Genomic DNA, 16625 nt, shown 5'->3' with positions numbered 1-16625 from the left:
GGAGGCCGGGCGCGCGCTCAGCGCACGCTCGTCTCCAGCGTCTGGTCGCGCGTGAACTTGAAGCGGGCGATGAGCGCGATCTGGTCGGCCTTGGCCCGCATCTCGGGCGTGAAGGGGCCAAACGGCCCTGCGCCGCGCGCAATCGCCTGGGCGCGCCGATCCAGCGTGGCGTTGCCCGAGCCCTGCTCGACACGGGTATCGAGCACGCGGCCGTCGTGGTTGACGGTGAGCGTCATGATCAGCTCGCCATACAGCTTGCGCCCGCCCTGCTCAGGGAAGTTCTCGGTGCCCTTGTCTTCCACGCGGCGGCGCACCTGGTCGTAGTACACGGCGTAGGCCGCTTCCTGGGTGGCCGGGCTCACAAAGCGCTTCTTGGGCCGGGCGTTTTCTTCCTGGATGCGCTTTTCGATCTCGGCCAGCAGCTTGAGCAGCTGGCGGCGCTTCTGTTCGGCTTCGGCCTGCTGCGGGTCGGTGCTGGTCTGGCGCGGGTCGGGCAGCGGCTGCGCGGCCACCTGTGCGCGCACCTGGGCCAACAGCTGTGCTTGCTGCTCGGCCATGGCGTCCATGCGGCGCTGCTGCTCTTCCATCTCGTCGCCAATGGCCGTGAGCGCCGAGTAGGGCAGGGGGCTGGTGGCGCGGCCGCTGGCGGCGTCTCCGCCGCCCGCCAGGTTGGCCTGGGCAATGGCCTGGGCCTTCTCGGGGCGCTCATTCGAGCGCGCATTGACCAGGATCACCTCCAGCGGGGTGTCCTGGAACACGCGGTTGAAGCCTTCCGGGTCCACAAAGCGCACCGTGAGCAGCGCAGCGTGCACGGCCACCGAAAAGCCGAGCGCCAGCTGCAGCGTGCTGATCTGGGACAGGAAAGCGGGCGTTTTCACGGTGCGGGATTATCGGGCTTCGCGCCCGCGCTGTCGCCGCTTTCGCCTTCAGGCGCTTCGTTCACGTCCACGGCGATGGCAATCGGGCCGGCCACGGGTTCTTCGTCGTCCTCGTCGGCTGGGCCTTCTGCAGGGGCGTCGGCGTCCAGGCGCTCGATCAGCGTACCGTTCACGTCGAGCGCGATGTCGTCGATGGCACCCAGGCGCACGCGCAGGCGCGCACCGCGAGGCACGTTGCCCGCACCCAGCACCGGAAAGACCAGCGGCAGTTCATCGGCGCGTACCAGCAGGCCGCCGCCCACACCGTCCTTGACCACGCTGGCCGTGAGTTCGGTGATGCCGTTCTGGCGCAGGTACTGCAGCGTCCAGTAGCGCTCCATGCTCGCCTGGTAGCCGTTGTAGGCGGTGTAGGCCGCGTCAAAGCTGCTGATGACGGAGAACAGGTCGGCGTCCTTGGGCTTGAAGGGCGCCGCCAGGGCCGCCGTGCGGCCATGGCGGGCGCAGGCAATGATCTGCCACTGGTTGACCAGGTCGGTGTAGCGGCGCAGCGGCGAGGTGCTCCAGGCGTAGCTCGGCACGCCAATGCCCGCGTGCGGCAGCGCCTTGGTGCCCATGCGCACCTTCACGCCCGGTGCCATGCTGGCCTGGCTGCGGTAGATACCGGGCACGCCCATCTCGGCCAGCCATCCGCCCCAGGTGCTGTTGGCCACGATCATGGCCTCGGCCACGATCAAGTCGAGCGGGGCGCCGCGGCGGCGCACGCCGATCTGCACCTGCTCGTGCCCGGTGGGCTCCGCTCCCTCATTGCCCACCAGGCGGAAGGTGTAGTCGGGCCGGTTGAAGTTTTCAGGTTTGCCGCGCACCACTTCGCGCCGGGTCTTGAGCTCGCGCGCCAGGCGGTACAAGAAGGCCAGCTCAGTGCGCAGGCCGTCGGCCACCGAGGCCGGTGCTGCCGTGGCCGGGTCGGTCAGCCATTCGTGCGTGACGATGCTGTCGAGCTGGTCGTGCCGCAGGTTGGCCGCAATCGGCACGCGCTCCAGCCGGGTTTCGTGCGCGCGGAATTCGAGCGTGGCCTCGTCCATCGTCACATACAGCGATACGGCCGGGCAGGGGCGGCCTTCCTGCAGCGTGTAGCGTTGCACCACCTCGTCGGGCAGCATGGTGATTTTGTAGCCCGGCATGTACACCGTAGACAGGCGCGTGCGGCCCACCTGGTCGATGGCACTGCCCGGCGCAATCGCCAGGCCTGGCGCGGCGATGTGGATGCCCAGCGTCACCGTGCCCGTGCCCAGGCCTTGCAGCGACAGCGCATCGTCGATTTCGGTGGTGTGCGAATCGTCGATGGAGTACGCCTGCACCGGGGCCAGCGGCAGCTCGTCGGCAATGTCGGGGGCCTGTAGCGCTGAAAAGCCCGTGCCCTTGGGGAAGTGCTCGAACAGAAAGCGCTTCCAGTGGAACTGGTAGGCCGAATCGATGGCTCCGGCCTGCTGCAGCAGCGCCAGAGGCGCGGTGTGCGTGGCGCGGCTGGCCTCGACCACCGCCTTGTATTCGGGCGCGTTCTTGTCGGGCTTGAAGAGGATGCGGTAGAGCTGCTCGCGGATCGGCGCCGGGCACTCCCCCTGGCCCAGGGCCTCGGCCCAGGTGGCGATCTGCTCCTGGATCAGGCGCTTTTTCTCGATGGCGGCCAGCGCCTGCTGCAGGATCTCGGCCGGAGCCTTGCGAAAGCGCCCCTTGCCCGCGCGGCGAAAGTAGTGCGGCGCTTCGTACAGGCGCAGCAGGGCTGCGGCCTGTTGCACCACGCTGGCTGGGTCGGAGAAATAGTCCCGCGCCAGATCGCTGAAGCCGAACTCGTCTTCCGGGGCGAACTCCCAGGCCAGATCCAGTTCGATGGACGGTGCGAGCGCCTGGGCCTGGGCCAGCAGCTCCGCAGGGGCGGGCTTGTCGAACTTCAGCAGCACATGGGCGGCTTTGACCTTCACGCGCTTGCCGCTGTCCAGTTCAATCTGCGCCGAGCTTTCGGCTTCCGACAGCACCTTGCCGGCACGGAACTTTCCGGCATCTTCGAATAATGCAAACATCCGGAGGATTGTTTCACACTGGGCTGAGGCCCCTGGCCGTGCGTGATCTTGCCAGCCCAGGGGCGCATTCCGGCGGCCGGCACGGGGCGCTGGCCCTATGATGCCGAGCGTCTCATGTCCTCCCCTTCTTCCGTGTTTCCGGCCGATCTGCCCCGCGCGGCGTCGTTGCCCACTGGGCCTGCGCCGCTGGCCTGGCTGCTGGCCATGCTGGCCACCGGCATGGTGGCCTTGCCGTTCTGGTGGGCCTGGCTTGAAGCGCCCATCTCGAATTTCTGGCCCCTCATGGTGTCGTGGGCCTGTGGTGCTGTGCTCGTGGCCATGGCCTGGGCCGTGCGCTCACGGGTGCAGGGGCTGCGAATGCGGGCGGCCCAGGTGCTCGCGGCCGGACTGCTGCTGGCCGCAGTGGTGACTGCGGGCATCGGCTTGCTGCAGTATTTCGTCGGCGATCCGGGTCTGGCACCTTGGGTCTATCCCTCGCAGCCAGGACAGGCCATTGGCAATCTGCGGCAACGCAACCAGCAGGCCACGCTGATCAGCCTGGGGTTGTGGGCGCTCCTGTGGTGGGGCGCGCGCATGCGGCTCGGTCAGGGGCCGGTGCGAAGTCTGGCCGAGCGCTGGCTGGCCCTGCCGTTTGCCTGGACTGTCCTGTGGCTGGCCTTGGCCGCCGCCGCGACCACCTCACGCACGGGGGCCTTGCAATGGGCGATGCTGGTGCTGTTGGTGGGCGTGTGGTGGGGCCGCCGGCGGCCGCAGGTGCTGGGCATGGCGGCGGTTGCGCTGGTGCTGATGCTGCTGGCGGCCTGGGCGCTGCCGCACGCTTTGCGGGAGTTTTCTGGCGTTGAATCGCCCGGACTGTTCGGGCGGATGCTGGGCGATGAGGAGGCCTGCGTGTCGCGGGCGGTGCTGTGGGCCAACATGCTGGAGCTGATTGCACAGCGGCCCTGGACCGGCTGGGGCTGGGGAGGTCTCAGCTATGCCCATTACGTGGCCGACTTCGACGGTATGCGCTTTTGTGTGCTGCTCGACAACGCCCACAACCTCCCCCTGCATCTGGCGGTCGAACTGGGCGTTCCGCTTGCGGTGCTCTGGTGCGGGGTGGCACTGTGGTGGGTGCTGCAGGCCCGGCCGTGGGCCGAGTCCGATCCGGTGCGGCAGCTCGCATGGGGTGTGCTGGCGCTGGTGGGTCTGCACAGCATGCTGGAGTTTCCGCTCTGGTACGGCCCGTTCCAGATCGTGACGCTGGCCGCACTGGCCTTGCTGTGGCGGCGTCCCGCCGCTTGGCCTGCCTGGGCCTCTTGGCAGCGTGTGCCGCTGCTGCTGTCGGTGTTTGTGGCTGTGTGGGTGTATGTGGCCTGGGATTACCACCGGATCAGCCAGCTGTATCGCCCCGTGCATTTGCGTGCGCCTGACTATCAGGAGCAGACCTTCGAGAAGGTGTCCAACAGCGTGCTCTTTCCCAATCAGGTGGACTTCGCCATGCTGTCGGTCAGCCGCCTGGCGCCCGAAACCGCGGGCGCCTCTTTGGTGCTGGCGCGTGGCCTGCTGCATTTCTCACCCGAGCCCCGGGTGATTGAAATCCTGATTCAGAGCGCTGAATGGACGGGGCAGCTTGAAGAGGCCGCGCTACATCGGCGCAAGTACCAGCGGGCGTACCCCGAGGACTACGCCCGTTGGCAGTCGCGGCTGGACGGATCGGCATCGGCGGCCCGCGCTGGACCTGCGCCCTGACGCGGGCCCTAGGTGGCCGTCAGAGGCTTCGCAGAAAGCGGTCGATGGTGGGCAAATGGGCTTCGAAGTCGCTGAGCGCATGGTCTCCGCCCTCCAGCAGCACCGTCTGCGCGCGCGGGTAACGGGCGGTCATCTCCCGCCAGTCGAGCAACTCGTCTCCCTTGGCGATGATGGCCAGTTCGGGGCCCGTGGCAGGGAGGCCTCGAACGTCCAACGCCTGCAACTCGGCGATGTACTCGGCCCGGAACTCGAACCGGTCTTCCGGCCGGTGCCAGTGGCTCTGCTCGCCAATGTAGTGCGCCAGGTCGCGCGCCGGGTCCACCGCCGGATTGAGCAGCACGCTGGGGCAAGCGTACCGGTGGGCCACCCAACTCGCATAAAAGCCCCCGAGCGACGACCCCACGACCACCATCCGGTTCCGCGGCCAGTCGCGCAGGCCTTCCACCACCAAGGCCATGGCCGCTTGGGGGGACGGTGGCAACTGCGGGCACCACCAATGCGTGTGCGGGTGGTGCTGCGCAAGATGGGCCGCCATGCGCTGCGCCTTGGCGGACAGCGGCGATGAACGGAAGCCGTGCAGGTAGAGCAGGTGGGTGGGGGGCACAGTCAAGGTCCTGGGCAGTGGTGGTGGCTCATAAGGCTTGGGCGGGGCTGCAGAGGGGGCCAGGGCGCGCAGGCGCGCTGAACTCGGGGGCACCGTCCGGAAGGCACCGAGCGGTGGCCGATTGTCCGCTCATGTTCCCGTCGTTCGTCGCTAGGCCGTGGACGGTTGCCCGGCGCGCGAGCTGGGCATGCCGCGCGTAGCGGGCTCAGGCGCATCGGGCTGCGGAGCGCGAAAGGCGCTGGGTTCGTCCGGGGTGGTGGGCAGCCCGTGGGCCCGTCCACCGATAATCACGCCATGTCCGCCGTTTTCGAGAAGCCCTCCCTGCTGCAGCGCGCCGTGCCGCTGTTCCGGGGCTTTGACCTGCCGCTGCTGCTCATCATTCTGATGCTTTCGGCCGTGGGCCTAACGGCCATGTATTCGTCGGGCTACGACCATGGCACGCGCTTTGTGGACCATGCGCGCAACATGCTGATTGCGGCGGCCATCCTGTTCATGGCGGCCCAGGTGCCACCGTCCCGGATCATGGCCACGGCGGTGCCGCTTTATGTGGTGGGCGTGGTCCTGCTGGTGGCCGTGGAACTGGCGGGCATCACCAAGAAGGGCGCTACGCGCTGGATCAACGTGGGCATCGTCATCCAGCCCAGCGAAATCCTCAAGATCGCCATGCCCATGATGTTGGCCTGGTGGTTCCAGAAACGCGAGGGTCAGCTGCGTGCGCTGGATTTTGTGGTGGCAGCCGTCCTGCTGGCAGTGCCTGTGGGGCTCATCATGAAGCAGCCGGATCTGGGTACATCCCTGCTGGTGTTGGCATCTGGGCTGTCGGTGATCTTTTTTGCTGGCCTGGCCTGGAAGCTGGTGCTGCCGCCGGTGCTGCTGGGCGCTGTGGGCATCGTGGTTTTGGTGGCCATGGAGCCGCAGCTGTGCGCCGAAGGTGTGCGCTGGAGTGTGCTGCACGAATACCAGCAGCAGCGCATCTGTACCTTGCTCGACCCGACCCGCGACCCGCTGGGCAAGGGCTTTCACATCATCCAGGGCATGATCGCCATCGGCGCGGGTGGTTTGTGGGGCAAGGGCTTCATGGCGGGCACGCAGACCCACCTGGAGTTCATTCCCGAGCGCACCACCGACTTCATCTTTGCCGCCTACTCCGAAGAGTTCGGCCTGGCGGGCAATGTGCTCATCCTTGTCGGTTTCATCGCCCTCATCTGGCGCGCGCTGGCGATTGCGCTGCGCTCTGGCTCGCTGTTCGGTCGCCTCATGGCCGGGGCGGTGGGCATGATCTTCTTTGTGTACGCGTTCGTGAACATGGGCATGGTCAGCGGCATCCTGCCCGTGGTGGGCGTGCCGCTGCCCTTCATCAGCTATGGCGGTACTGCCATGGTCACGTTGGGGCTGGCGCTCGGCATCCTCATGTCGGTGGCCCGCGCGGAGCGCCTGGGCGACCCCAAACCCTGACGCTGGCCGTCCCAAGCCTGGGCTTGTTTGCTGCCACCTTGGGATGCGGCTGTGGGGCAGACCCGAATGGCCGTGCGCGGCCGCGTCGGCTACAACGGCAGCAGCTCAATTCCGCCAGAGGATGCCCATGGCCGCTTGCTTCGAGATCGCACGCGAGAGCGACGGACGCTACCGCATCAGCCTCCAGGGCGAGCAGGGCGACTGCCTGCTGCGCAGCGAGCCCCTGCCCACGCGCGCGGCCGCGCTGGGCGCCCTGGATGCACTGCGCCAGCACGGTGCGCTCGATGCGCGCTATGGCCGCCTGAGCGCGCGCGACGGCTCACCGTATTTCACGCTCAAGGCGGGCAACGGCCAGGTGCTGGCGCAAAGCCCGCGCTTTAGAGGGGCGCGTGCCCGGGACGAAGGCATTGCCCAGGCGCAGCGCCTGGTGGCGCAGGCGCCTGTGCGCGATCTGAACCCGGAGCCCTGAGCCCGCCCGGGGGCTTGGGGCGCTCCGCACAGTCCCGCCGGGGGCGCGGCCTAAAATCGCCGCATGACAACCCGCCCCCTGCCCGGCGCGCCCCGTACGGCGCCCACCTCCGAGCGCCTGGCCATTGCCCGGGCCCTGCTGCTGGAACCTTTCGGTCTCGACGAATCGCATCTGGGCCGCGCGCTGGCCGAGATCCGCGCCCACCGGGTGGACGACGCCGACCTGTACTTCCAGTACACGCGAAGCGAGGGCTGGAGCCTCGAAGAAGGCATCGTCAAAACCGGCTCTTTCAGCATCGACCAGGGCGTGGGCGTGCGCGCCGTCAGCGGCGAGAAAACGGCCTTTGCCTATTCAGACGACATCTCCTGGGCGTCGCTGCTCGACGCCGCCCAGACTGTGCGGTCGATTTCGGCTGTGGCCCAGCAAAGTAAAGCACGAGCAGCTACTAAAAAGATAGCAAAAAGCCGCAGCCTCTACCCCGAGGTGGACCCGATCGCCAGCTTGGACAGCACCACCAAGGTGCGCCTGTTGGAGCAGGTGGAGCAGCGTGCCCGTGCCAAAGACCCGCGCGTGGTGCAGGTGATGGCGGGCCTGGCCAGCGAGTACGACGTGGTGCTGGTCGCCCGTGCCGACGGCACGCTGGCCGCCGACGTACGCCCGCTGGTGCGGCTGTCGGTCACGGTGATTGCCGAGCAGGCCGGACGGCGCGAGATGGGCTCGTCGGGCGGCGGCGGGCGCTTTGGCCTTGCGTATTTCGACGACGCACAGATCGGCCAGTATGTGGACGAGGCCGTGCAGTCGGCGCTGACCAACCTTGAATCGCGCCCCGCGCCTGCGGGCGAGATGACCGTGGTGCTCGGCCCGGGCTGGCCTGGCATCCTGCTGCACGAGGCCGTGGGCCACGGGCTCGAAGGCGACTTCAACCGCAAGGGATCAAGCGCCTTCAGTGGCCGCATCGGCCAGCGCGTGGCGGCCAAGGGCGTCACGGTGCTCGACGACGGCACCATTGCCGACCGCCGCGGCTCGCTCAACGTGGACGACGAAGGCCACCCGAGCCAGCGCAACGTGCTCATCGAAGACGGCATCCTGCGCGGCTACATCCAGGACTCGCTCAACGCCCGCCTCATGGGCGTGGCCCCCACGGGCAACGGCCGCCGCGAAAGCTACGCCCACCTGCCCATGCCGCGCATGACCAACACCTACATGCTGGGCGGCGACAAGGACCCGGCCGAGATCGTGGCCAGCATCGAGCGCGGCCTGTACGCCACCAACTTCGGCGGTGGGCAGGTGGACATCACCTCGGGCAAGTTCGTGTTCTCGGCCAGTGAGGCGTACTGGGTCGAGAAGGGCAAGATCCTCTATCCCGTCAAGGGCGCCACCATCGTGGGCAGCGGCCCCGAGTCGCTCAAGCGCGTGACCATGATCGGCAACGACATGAAGCTCGACAGTGGCGTGGGTACCTGCGGCAAGGAAGGCCAGAGCGTGCCCGTGGGCGTGGGCCAGCCCACGCTGCGCATCGAAGGCCTGACGGTGGGCGGCACGGCCTGAGCGCCGCCGGGGCTCGCCCGGCGTGGCGTGCGCGCCGCACGCGCACCAGCGCGCTGCTTTGCCCTGCACCGCGGCCCGCGGCCGGCCGCACAATGGCGGCATGCCCTCCAGCGCACTCCCTCCCGATCGCACCTCGCTGCAGTCGTTCGGCGATATCAGCCGGTTTCTGCGTCAGGGCGTGGCCGACGAGGAAACGCGCGACTTCCGCGAAAGCCTGGGCACGCTGTCGGCCCAGATCGACGAGCTTGTCACGCTGCGCCGCAGTGCGCAGGGCGCGCCAGACGCCATCCTGACGCAGGCGCGGCGGCTGCAGGCCGGCCTGCGACACCACCAGCAGACGGTGACCGGTCTCGGCTCGGCCTGGGCGGCGCTGTACGAGTTCGGAGCCTACGAACAAGCCCTGCAGGCCAGCCGCGATGCCCTGGCCGCCTGGGTGCAAACGCTGGAGCGGCGCAGCCGCCGCGAGGGGCAGGCCTTCCAGCAATTCGAGCAGCTGGCCTGGCGCGCGCTGGGCGAAGCCCTGCTGCTGCTCGACATGTACGGCCAGCAGAGTGGTCCCCCCACAGAGCCCACCCCGGTGGTGGCGGCCCGGCCCCACCCGGGCTGGTGGCAGCGTCTGCGCCGCTGGTGGTCGCGGCGCTGAGCGGCGGGCGCCCCACACCCACACGCCGCGCTGGCCGCCCGCTGTGGCGGTGTTGTGGTGTTGCGGCCAGCCGACGGCCCGCCGCATGCCGGTTGCGCGGCTGTGCTACATTGCGACGCTATGGCTCACCGCAGCGCGTTTTATTTTTGGTTTTGGATCTCTGTCCCCGGCGGATGAGAGGACGACGCGCAGCCCCCACTGACACCTCCCCCACACAACCGCCGAAGCTGAAAAGCCCGGCGGTTTTTGTTTTTCCGGCCTTCCGTTTTTCCACTTCAACATCCACGAGGACGATCATGACCGCTCTTGCCAACCCCACCAGCGATGCCTGGTACCGCAGCGTCGAGAAAACCAGCCAGACCGACGACGAACGTATCCAGGACATCACCGTGTTGCCTCCGCCCGAGCATCTGATCCGCTTCTTCCCCATCAGCGGGACGCCGCTGGAGACCCTGATCACCCGCACCCGCAAGTCCATCCAGAACATCATGTCCGGCACCGACGACCGGCTGCTGGTGGTGATCGGGCCATGCTCCATCCACGACCCGCAGGCCGCGCTCGACTACGCCCGTCGCCTGATGGCCGTACGCGAGCAGTACGCCGACACGCTGGAGATCGTGATGCGCGTGTACTTCGAAAAGCCCCGCACCACGGTGGGCTGGAAGGGGCTGATCAACGACCCCTACCTGGACGAGAGCTACCGCATCGACGAAGGCCTGCGCATCGCACGCCAGTTGCTGATCGACATCAACCGCCTGGGCATGCCCGCGGGCAGCGAGTTCCTGGACGTGATCTCGCCCCAGTACATCGGCGATCTGATTTCCTGGGGGGCGATTGGCGCGCGCACCACTGAAAGCCAGGTGCACCGCGAGCTCGCCTCGGGCCTGTCGGCGCCCATCGGCTTCAAGAACGGTACCGACGGCAACATCCGCATCGCCACCGACGCCATCCAGGCCGCCAGCCGCGGCCACCACTTCCTGTCGGTGCACAAGAACGGCCAGGTCGCCATTGTCAACACCAAGGGCAACAAGGACTGCCACGTGATCCTGCGCGGCGGCAAGGCCCCGAACTACGACGCGGACAGCGTCGAGTCTGCCTGCAAGGAACTCGAAGCCGCCAAGCTGCCGGGCACGCTGATGGTGGACTGCAGCCATGCCAACAGCAGCAAGCAGCACGAGCGCCAGCTCGTGGTGGCGCGCGACATCGCCGCGCAGATCGCCAGCGGCTCGCGCCGCGTGTTCGGCGTGATGATCGAAAGCCACCTCCACGCAGGTGCGCAGAAGTTCACGCCCGGCAAGGACGACCCCTGCAAGCTTGAGTACGGCAAGAGCATCACCGACGCCTGCCTCGGTTGGGACGATTCGCTGCAGTCGCTGGCCGAGCTGTCGGCGGCCGTGCAGGCCCGCCGCGCGCGCTGAGGCGCCGTTGCCCGGCCGCCCTGCTGCGGCCTGGGCTTTGATGTGGCACAGGCCAGGCTTGGGTGGGCGGTGTAAGCTTGACCCACCGTCCGGCCCCGGCCTGGCCTGCAGCGCAGGTGCCAGCAGGCCGCAGGGCCGGCTCCTGACATTGCCCGAGGAACCTGCCATGCAAAGCGAAGTGACCGTGCGCTTGAGCGCCGACCAGGAATACCGTGTAGACCTTTCCAGCGCCGAGGCGCTGGACCACGAAACCGCCCGCCGCTGGCTGGACGAGCAGTTCACCAGCCTCGACTGCGAGCCCCTGCGCGCCAGCGGCAAGGTGCTGTTGGCCGACAAGGTGCTGGTGGTGGCCCGCGCCGCCGGCCCGGCGCTGCTGGGCGATGCCACCTGGCTGCGCGACTTTGGCCGTGCCGCCACGGCAGCCCTGGCCCGCCCCGTGGTGCGGGTGGACGTGCCCTCGATGGCCGTCAGCTACTGAGCGCGGCCCGCGCCCCGGGGCGTTCGCCCCCGGGTGTGTGCGGCGCGCCTGCGCTCAGCGCGCGCCCAGACCTTCCAGCGCCGTCAGCAGGCGGCCGTGGATGCCGCCAAAGCCCCCGTTGCTCATGCACACCACCTGATCGCCCGGCCGGGCCTCGGCCACGACCTGGGCCACCAGGGTGTCGATGTCGGCCGCCGTGCGGGCACGGCCCTCGGGCCCGAGGCCCAGCGGAGCCAGTGCTTCTGCGGCGTCCCAGTCCAGGCCTGCGATGTGGCAAAACGCCCGGTCGGCGGTCTCCAGCGCCCAGGGCAGCTGGCTCTTCATCGCACCCAGCTTCATGGTGTTGCTGCGCGGCTCGAACACCGCCAGGATGCGCGTGCCTGGCCCCACGCGGCGGCGCAGCCCGTCGAGCGTGGTGCGGATGGCCGTGGGGTGGTGCGCAAAGTCGTCGTACACCGCCACGCCCTGCACGGTACCGCGCAGCTCCATGCGGCGGCGTACGTTGCGAAAACGGCCCAGGGCCGCCGCCGCCTCGGCCACCGGCACGCCCACGTGCTCGGCCGCGGCAATGGCGGCCAGCGCATTGAGCTGGTTGTGCACGCCCGACAGCGCCCAGTCCACCCGCCCGGCCACGCGGCCGGCGTGCAGCACGTCAAACGCCTCGGGTGGGCCATCGGCCGCAAAGTCGCTCACGGTGCTGCCAAAGTGGCGCACCTCGCTCCAGCAGCCGCGGTGCAGCACCCGCGCCAGGCTTTCTTCGAGCCCATTGGCCACGATGCGGCCCGACGGCGGTACGGTGCGTACCAGGTGGTGAAACTGCCGCTCGATGGCCGCCAGATCGTCGAAGATGTCGGCGTGGTCGAACTCCAGGTTGTTGAGCACCGCCGTGCGCGGCCGGTAGTGCACAAACTTGCTGCGCTTGTCGAAAAAGGCCGTGTCGTATTCGTCGGCCTCGATCACGAACAGCGGCCGGGCTGCGTCGGCCCCCGGCTCGGACGAACCGCCGCTGGGCCGCCCCAAGGCGGTGAGGGCCCCCTCGGGGGGCAGCGAACCATGCGCAGCAGGGAGCGTGGGGGCGCTACCTCCCAGGCGGGCCGACACGCCGAAATCCAGTGGCACCCCGCCGATCAGAAAGCCGGGCTGGCGCCCCGCGCACTCCAGAATCCAGGCCAGCATCGAGGTGGTGGTGGTCTTGCCGTGCGTTCCGGCCACGGCCAGCACGTGGCGGCCCTGCAGCACGTGGTCGGCCAGCCACTGCGGTCCGCTGGTGTAGGGGCGGCCTGCGTCCAGGATGGCTTCCATCAGCGGAAACTTGGGCGAGCCGTCGGCCAGGCGGGCACGGCTGACCACGTTGCCCACCACGAACACGTCGGGGTTCAGCGCCATCTGGTCGGCCCCGTAGCCTTCGATCAGGTCGATGCCCAGCGCGCGCAGCTGGTCGCTCATCGGCGGGTAGACCCCGGCATCGCAGCCGGTCACGCGGTGGCCCGCCTCGCGCGCCAGCGCGGCCAACCCGCCCATGAAGGTGCCGCAAATCCCCAGGATATGTATGTGCATTGGTGGTGTCCGGTTGGGCCTCAAACAGGCTGCTCGTGCTTATTTTATAAGCACGAGCAGCTATCAAACTGATAGTAACCGGCCGGGTGGTGCCGGTGCCCCGGCGCACCCGGCCACAATGCGGGTTTGCCCGAGTGCCCGCCATGCCTGCCTCTGCCGCCGACGAAATCGCCCATGCCGCCGCCCGTCTGATCGTGGAGGAGGGGCTGGAGTGGGGGCCTGCCAAGCGCCGCGCGCTGCGCGACCTCGGCCTGCCTGCGCGCACCGCCTTGCCCGACAACGACACCGTGGAAGCCGCGGTGCGCGAATACATCGGGCTGTTCTGCGCCGACACCCAGCCTGCCGAGTTGCGCGCCCTGCGCGAGCTGGCGCTGGTATGGATGGAGCGCATGCAGGCGTTTCGCCCGCATCTGGCCGGCGCGGTGTGGCATGGCACGGCCACCCGGCGCTCGGACATCCACATCCAGCTCTTCTGCGATGACCCCAAGTCGGCAGAGATTGCGCTGATCGACCACCATGTCGACTATGAACCCCGCACCGTGACCGGCTTCCATGGCGAGTCGGTCGAGGCCCTGAGCTTGTCGAGCCTGTCGCGCCCCCTGCAGGAGATGATCGGCGTGCACCTGATGGTGTACGACCTGGACGACCTGCGCGGTGCGCTGCGCCCCGACACCCAGGGCCGCACGCCGCGGGGCGACCTGGCGGCCGTACGCCGCCTGTTGGAGGAACCTGCCCCATGACCCCATCCCAGCCCCCTACGCCGTCCCCCTCGTCCGACGCCACCGCCGCCGATCCGGCCGCAAGCCCAAGTACCACGCCGCCTGCGGCCGGCCGCCGCCGCCTGCTGTTTGCCGGGGTGGCCGGTGCGGCAGGCCTGGCCGGAGCGTCGTTCGCGTGGTGGAAGTTCCGCCCCCACGATGTAGCCCCCGGGGCCGAACAGGCGCTCTGGGGCCTGCAGTTCGACACGCCTGAGGGCGGCACGCTGGACATGCGCCGCTTTGCCGGCAAGCCCCTGCTCATCAACTTCTGGGCCACCTGGTGCCCGCCCTGTGTGGACGAGCTGCCGCTGCTCAACACGTTTTACCGCACGCACAGCGCGCACGGCTGGCAGGTGGTGGGCCTGGCGATTGACCAGCCTTCCTCGGTGCGCCAGTTCCTGACCAAGCTACCGCTCGATTTTCCGGTGGGCCTCGCGGGCCTATCGGGCACCGACCTGGGCCGTTCGTTGGGCAATCTGACGGGCGGGCTGCCGTTTACGGTGGTGGTCAACGCGGCTGGGCAGATCCAAGACCGTAAAATGGGCCAAGTCACTGCCAAAGACCTCGAAGTCTGGGCCAAAGGCTGAGTTTCATCGGGCCTCTGGCCCTGCCGGGCGGTGGTCCAGCGGCTCTGCATGCCCCTGTTGGGGATAATGGAGTTCGTGAAAATTGATCCATGAAAGCGGCGAAAGGGCGAAATTGGAGTAAATTCGCGCCCTATTCAATTTGAACGCCGTTGGAGCTTCCATGGATCTGCGAAAACTCAAGACCCTCATTGACCTCGTGTCGGAGTCGAACGTCTCCGAACTGGAAATCACCGAGGCCGAGGGCAAGGTCCGCATCGTCAAGAGCGCGGGCACCGTGGTCCAGCAGGTGGTCGCAGCCCCTGCAGCCCCCGCCGCGGCTGCCGCGCCGGTCGCCGCCCCGGTGGCCGGCCTGCCAGCGCCGGCCGCCGCCGCCCCGGCCGCACCCAGCGGCCATGTGGTCAAGTCGCCCATGGTGGGCACGTTCTACCGCTCGTCCAGCCCCGGAGCCAAGCCGTTTGTGGAGATCGGCAGCCAAGTCAAAGAGGGCGAGACCCTGTGCATCATCGAAGCGATGAAGATCCTCAACGAGATCGAAGCCGACAAGTCGGGCACGGTGACGCGCATCCTGGGTGAAAACGGCCAAGCCGTCGAATACGGTCAGCCGCTGTTCATCATCGAGTGATTGAGGGAGGCTACCCCCTGAGCGCCTGCGGCGCTTCCCCCTTCTCCCGCAGGGCTGCGCCCTGCTGGAAGGGGGACGCCGCCGGCGCGGCGGGGCGACCCTTGCGCGGCGGCCCTGGAGGGTGTCGTGCCGCTTTCAAGCGCCGCGTACTGTGCGGCGAACCGTGAAATACACGATGTTTAAAAAGAATCTCGTCGTCCTTGGTGTTTTTGCCCCAGGCAAGGCACAGCACATCGCACTGGCACGCGCCAGCGTGCGGGCGATGAGCCGCGAGGTAGCCTATGTTTAAGAAGATCCTGGTCGCCAACCGCGGCGTTCTTGCCCCGGGCAAGGCGAAGCACATCGCACTGGCACGCGCCAGCGTGCGGGCGATGAGCCGCGAGGTAGCCTATGTTTAAGAAGATCCTGGTCGCCAACCGCGGCGAAATCGCCCTCCGCATCCAGCGCGCCTGCCGAGAACTCGGCATCAAGGCCGTGATGGTGTATTCCGAGGCCGATCGCGACGCCAAATACGTCAAGCTCGCCGAAGAGGCGGTGTGCATCGGCCCTGCGCCTTCCCCGCTGTCCTACCTCAACATGCCCGCCATCATCTCGGCGGCCGAGGTGACCGATGCCGAAGCCATCCACCCCGGTTACGGCTTCCTCTCGGAGAACGCCGACTTTGCCGAGCGCGTGGAAAAGAGCGGCTTCCAGTTCATTGGCCCCACGCCCGAGTCGATTCGCATCATGGGCGACAAAGTCTCGGCCAAGCAGGCCATGATCCGTGCGGGCGTGCCCTGCGTGCCGGGTTCGGATGGTGAACTGCCCGACGATCCGGTGCAGATCCGCCGCATTGCCAAGGCCGTGGGCTACCCGGTGATCATCAAGGCCGCCGGCGGCGGCGGTGGCCGCGGCATGCGTGTGGTGCACACCGAGGCCGCGCTGGTCAATGCCGTGCAGATGACCAAGGCCGAGGCCGGGGCGGCGTTCGGCAATCCGGCGGTGTACATGGAGAAGTTTCTCCAGAACCCGCGCCACATCGAGATCCAGGTGCTGGCCGACAAGCACCGCAACGCCGTGTACCTGGGCGAGCGCGACTGCTCCATGCAGCGCCGCCACCAGAAGGTGATCGAAGAGGCTCCGGCCCCGGGCATTCCGCGCAAGCTGATCGAGAAGATCGGCGAGCGCTGCGTGGCGGCCTGCAAGAAGATCGGCTACCGCGGCGCGGGCACGTTCGAGTTTCTGTACGAGAACGGCGAGTTCTACTTCATCGAGATGAACACCCGCGTGCAGGTGGAGCATCCGGTGACGGAATGGATCACCGGCGTCGACATCGTGAAGACGCAGATCATGGTGGCTGCGGGCGAGAAGCTGCCCTTCACCCAGCGCCAGATCGAAATCCGCGGCCATGCGATCGAGTGCCGCATCAACGCCGAAGACCCGTACAAGTTCATTCCCTCGCCGGGCCGCATCACCATGTGGCACGCGCCGGGCGGCCCCGGGGTGCGCGTCGATTCGCACGCCTACACCAACTACTTTGTGCCGCCCAACTACGACTCGATGATCGGCAAGCTCATCGTGCACGGCGACACGCGCGAGCAGGCGCTGGCCCGCATGCGCACGGCGTTGTCCGAAACGGTGATCGAAGGCATCAACACCAATGTGCCGCTGCACCGCGAGCTGATGGTGGACGCCAAGTTCATCGCGGGCGGCACCAACATCCACTACCTGGAAGAGTGGCTGTCGCAGCACAAGCGCTAAAGTTCTGACTGGCGCTGGCGGGCCCCTGCACCCGGGGTGCCCGCCTTTTGTTTTTTGCCCCT

The 16625-nt window shown here is 68.1% G+C and carries 16 protein-coding genes; 11 read left to right on the top strand and 5 right to left on the bottom strand.

Translation table 11 applies throughout. The features are described from left to right. Positions 1-17: 17 nt before the first annotated feature. Positions 18-878: an energy transducer TonB gene (locus ABD866_RS01805; protein ID WP_345060639.1), complete on the bottom strand. Its 861-nt coding sequence runs from the start codon at positions 876-878 to the stop codon at positions 18-20. After that, a complete protein-coding gene (locus ABD866_RS01800) occupies positions 875-2956 on the bottom strand; it encodes a ribonuclease catalytic domain-containing protein (RefSeq protein WP_345060637.1) in 2082 nt (693 codons plus the stop codon). Before ABD866_RS01800 ends, ABD866_RS01805 begins: the two co-directional genes overlap by 4 nt. 114 nt (positions 2957-3070) lie before the next feature. On the opposite strand from ABD866_RS01800, the gene ABD866_RS01795 reads away from it, so the two are divergent. Then, positions 3071-4684 (top strand): PglL family O-oligosaccharyltransferase, encoded by a 1614-nt coding sequence (locus ABD866_RS01795; protein ID WP_345060635.1) that lies wholly within the window; start codon positions 3071-3073, stop codon positions 4682-4684. Between the two features lie 19 nt (positions 4685-4703). On the opposite strand, the gene ABD866_RS01790 is transcribed toward ABD866_RS01795, so the two are convergent. Beyond that, a complete protein-coding gene (locus ABD866_RS01790) occupies positions 4704-5288 on the bottom strand; it encodes a YqiA/YcfP family alpha/beta fold hydrolase (protein ID WP_345060633.1) in 585 nt (194 codons plus the stop codon). Positions 5289-5582: 294 nt separating this feature from the next. Between ABD866_RS01790 and rodA the strand changes: the two genes are divergently transcribed. The 4 genes from rodA (at position 5583) to ABD866_RS01770 (ending at position 9403) form a co-directional block, all read left to right on the top strand. Next, positions 5583-6743 carry a rod shape-determining protein RodA gene (rodA, locus tag ABD866_RS01785; protein ID WP_345060631.1) on the top strand — a complete coding sequence of 387 codons (1161 nt, stop codon included), beginning with the start codon at positions 5583-5585 and terminating at the stop codon, positions 6741-6743. Positions 6744-6870: 127 nt separating this feature from the next. Next, positions 6871-7212 (top strand): YegP family protein, encoded by a 342-nt coding sequence (locus ABD866_RS01780; protein WP_345060629.1) that lies wholly within the window; start codon positions 6871-6873, stop codon positions 7210-7212. Between the two features lie 63 nt (positions 7213-7275). Further along, a complete protein-coding gene (gene tldD / locus ABD866_RS01775) occupies positions 7276-8760 on the top strand; it encodes a metalloprotease TldD (protein WP_345060627.1) in 1485 nt (494 codons plus the stop codon). A gap of 100 nt (positions 8761-8860) precedes the next feature. After that, positions 8861-9403 carry a hypothetical protein gene (locus ABD866_RS01770; RefSeq protein WP_345060625.1) on the top strand — a complete coding sequence of 181 codons (543 nt, stop codon included), beginning with the start codon at positions 8861-8863 and terminating at the stop codon, positions 9401-9403. A 118-nt stretch (positions 9404-9521) separates the two neighbouring features. Here the strand turns inward: ABD866_RS01770 and ABD866_RS01765 are convergent, their stop codons facing one another. Continuing rightward, complete coding sequence (locus ABD866_RS01765; protein WP_345060623.1) at positions 9522-9701, bottom strand: hypothetical protein; 180 nt, start codon at positions 9699-9701, stop codon at positions 9522-9524. On the opposite strand from ABD866_RS01765, the gene ABD866_RS01760 reads away from it, so the two are divergent. Both ABD866_RS01760 and ABD866_RS01755 read left to right on the top strand, forming a co-directional pair. Beyond that, positions 9700-10821 (top strand): 3-deoxy-7-phosphoheptulonate synthase, encoded by a 1122-nt coding sequence (locus ABD866_RS01760; protein WP_345060621.1) that lies wholly within the window; start codon positions 9700-9702, stop codon positions 10819-10821. The two genes, ABD866_RS01765 and ABD866_RS01760, sit on opposite strands and share 2 nt — an antisense overlap. Positions 10822-10987: 166 nt before the next feature. Then, entirely contained in the window at positions 10988-11299 is a 312-nt protein-coding gene (locus ABD866_RS01755) for a hypothetical protein (protein WP_345060619.1), read from the top strand. A gap of 54 nt (positions 11300-11353) precedes the next feature. On the opposite strand, the gene mpl is transcribed toward ABD866_RS01755, so the two are convergent. Then, complete coding sequence (gene mpl / locus ABD866_RS01750) at positions 11354-12856, bottom strand: UDP-N-acetylmuramate:L-alanyl-gamma-D-glutamyl-meso-diaminopimelate ligase (protein WP_345060618.1); 1503 nt, start codon at positions 12854-12856, stop codon at positions 11354-11356. Between the two features lie 143 nt (positions 12857-12999). Between mpl and ABD866_RS01745 the strand changes: the two genes are divergently transcribed. The 4 genes from ABD866_RS01745 to accC all read left to right on the top strand — a co-directional run bounded on the left by ABD866_RS01745 (position 13000) and on the right by accC (position 16563). Beyond that, positions 13000-13596: a hypothetical protein gene (locus ABD866_RS01745; protein ID WP_345060616.1), complete on the top strand. Its 597-nt coding sequence runs from the start codon at positions 13000-13002 to the stop codon at positions 13594-13596. After that, positions 13593-14201 (top strand): TlpA family protein disulfide reductase, encoded by a 609-nt coding sequence (locus ABD866_RS01740; RefSeq protein ID WP_345060615.1) that lies wholly within the window; start codon positions 13593-13595, stop codon positions 14199-14201. The genes ABD866_RS01745 and ABD866_RS01740 overlap by 4 nt, the downstream gene beginning before the upstream one ends. A gap of 160 nt (positions 14202-14361) precedes the next feature. Next, the gene (gene accB / locus ABD866_RS01735; RefSeq protein ID WP_345060614.1) at positions 14362-14823 is read left to right on the top strand and encodes an acetyl-CoA carboxylase biotin carboxyl carrier protein; all 462 of its coding nucleotides are present in this window, start codon (positions 14362-14364) and stop codon (positions 14821-14823) included. A 390-nt stretch (positions 14824-15213) separates the two neighbouring features. Beyond that, positions 15214-16563 (top strand): acetyl-CoA carboxylase biotin carboxylase subunit, encoded by a 1350-nt coding sequence (gene accC, locus ABD866_RS01730; protein WP_345060612.1) that lies wholly within the window; start codon positions 15214-15216, stop codon positions 16561-16563. Positions 16564-16625 lie beyond the last annotated feature (62 nt).

It is taken from the genome of Acidovorax lacteus, assembly GCF_039540375.1.
Lineage (GTDB): Bacteria > Pseudomonadota > Gammaproteobacteria > Burkholderiales > Burkholderiaceae_C > Acidovorax_G > Acidovorax_G lacteus.
The sequence above is the reverse complement of the archived record's forward strand: the minus strand, read 5'-3'. Positions and strand labels throughout refer to the sequence as shown.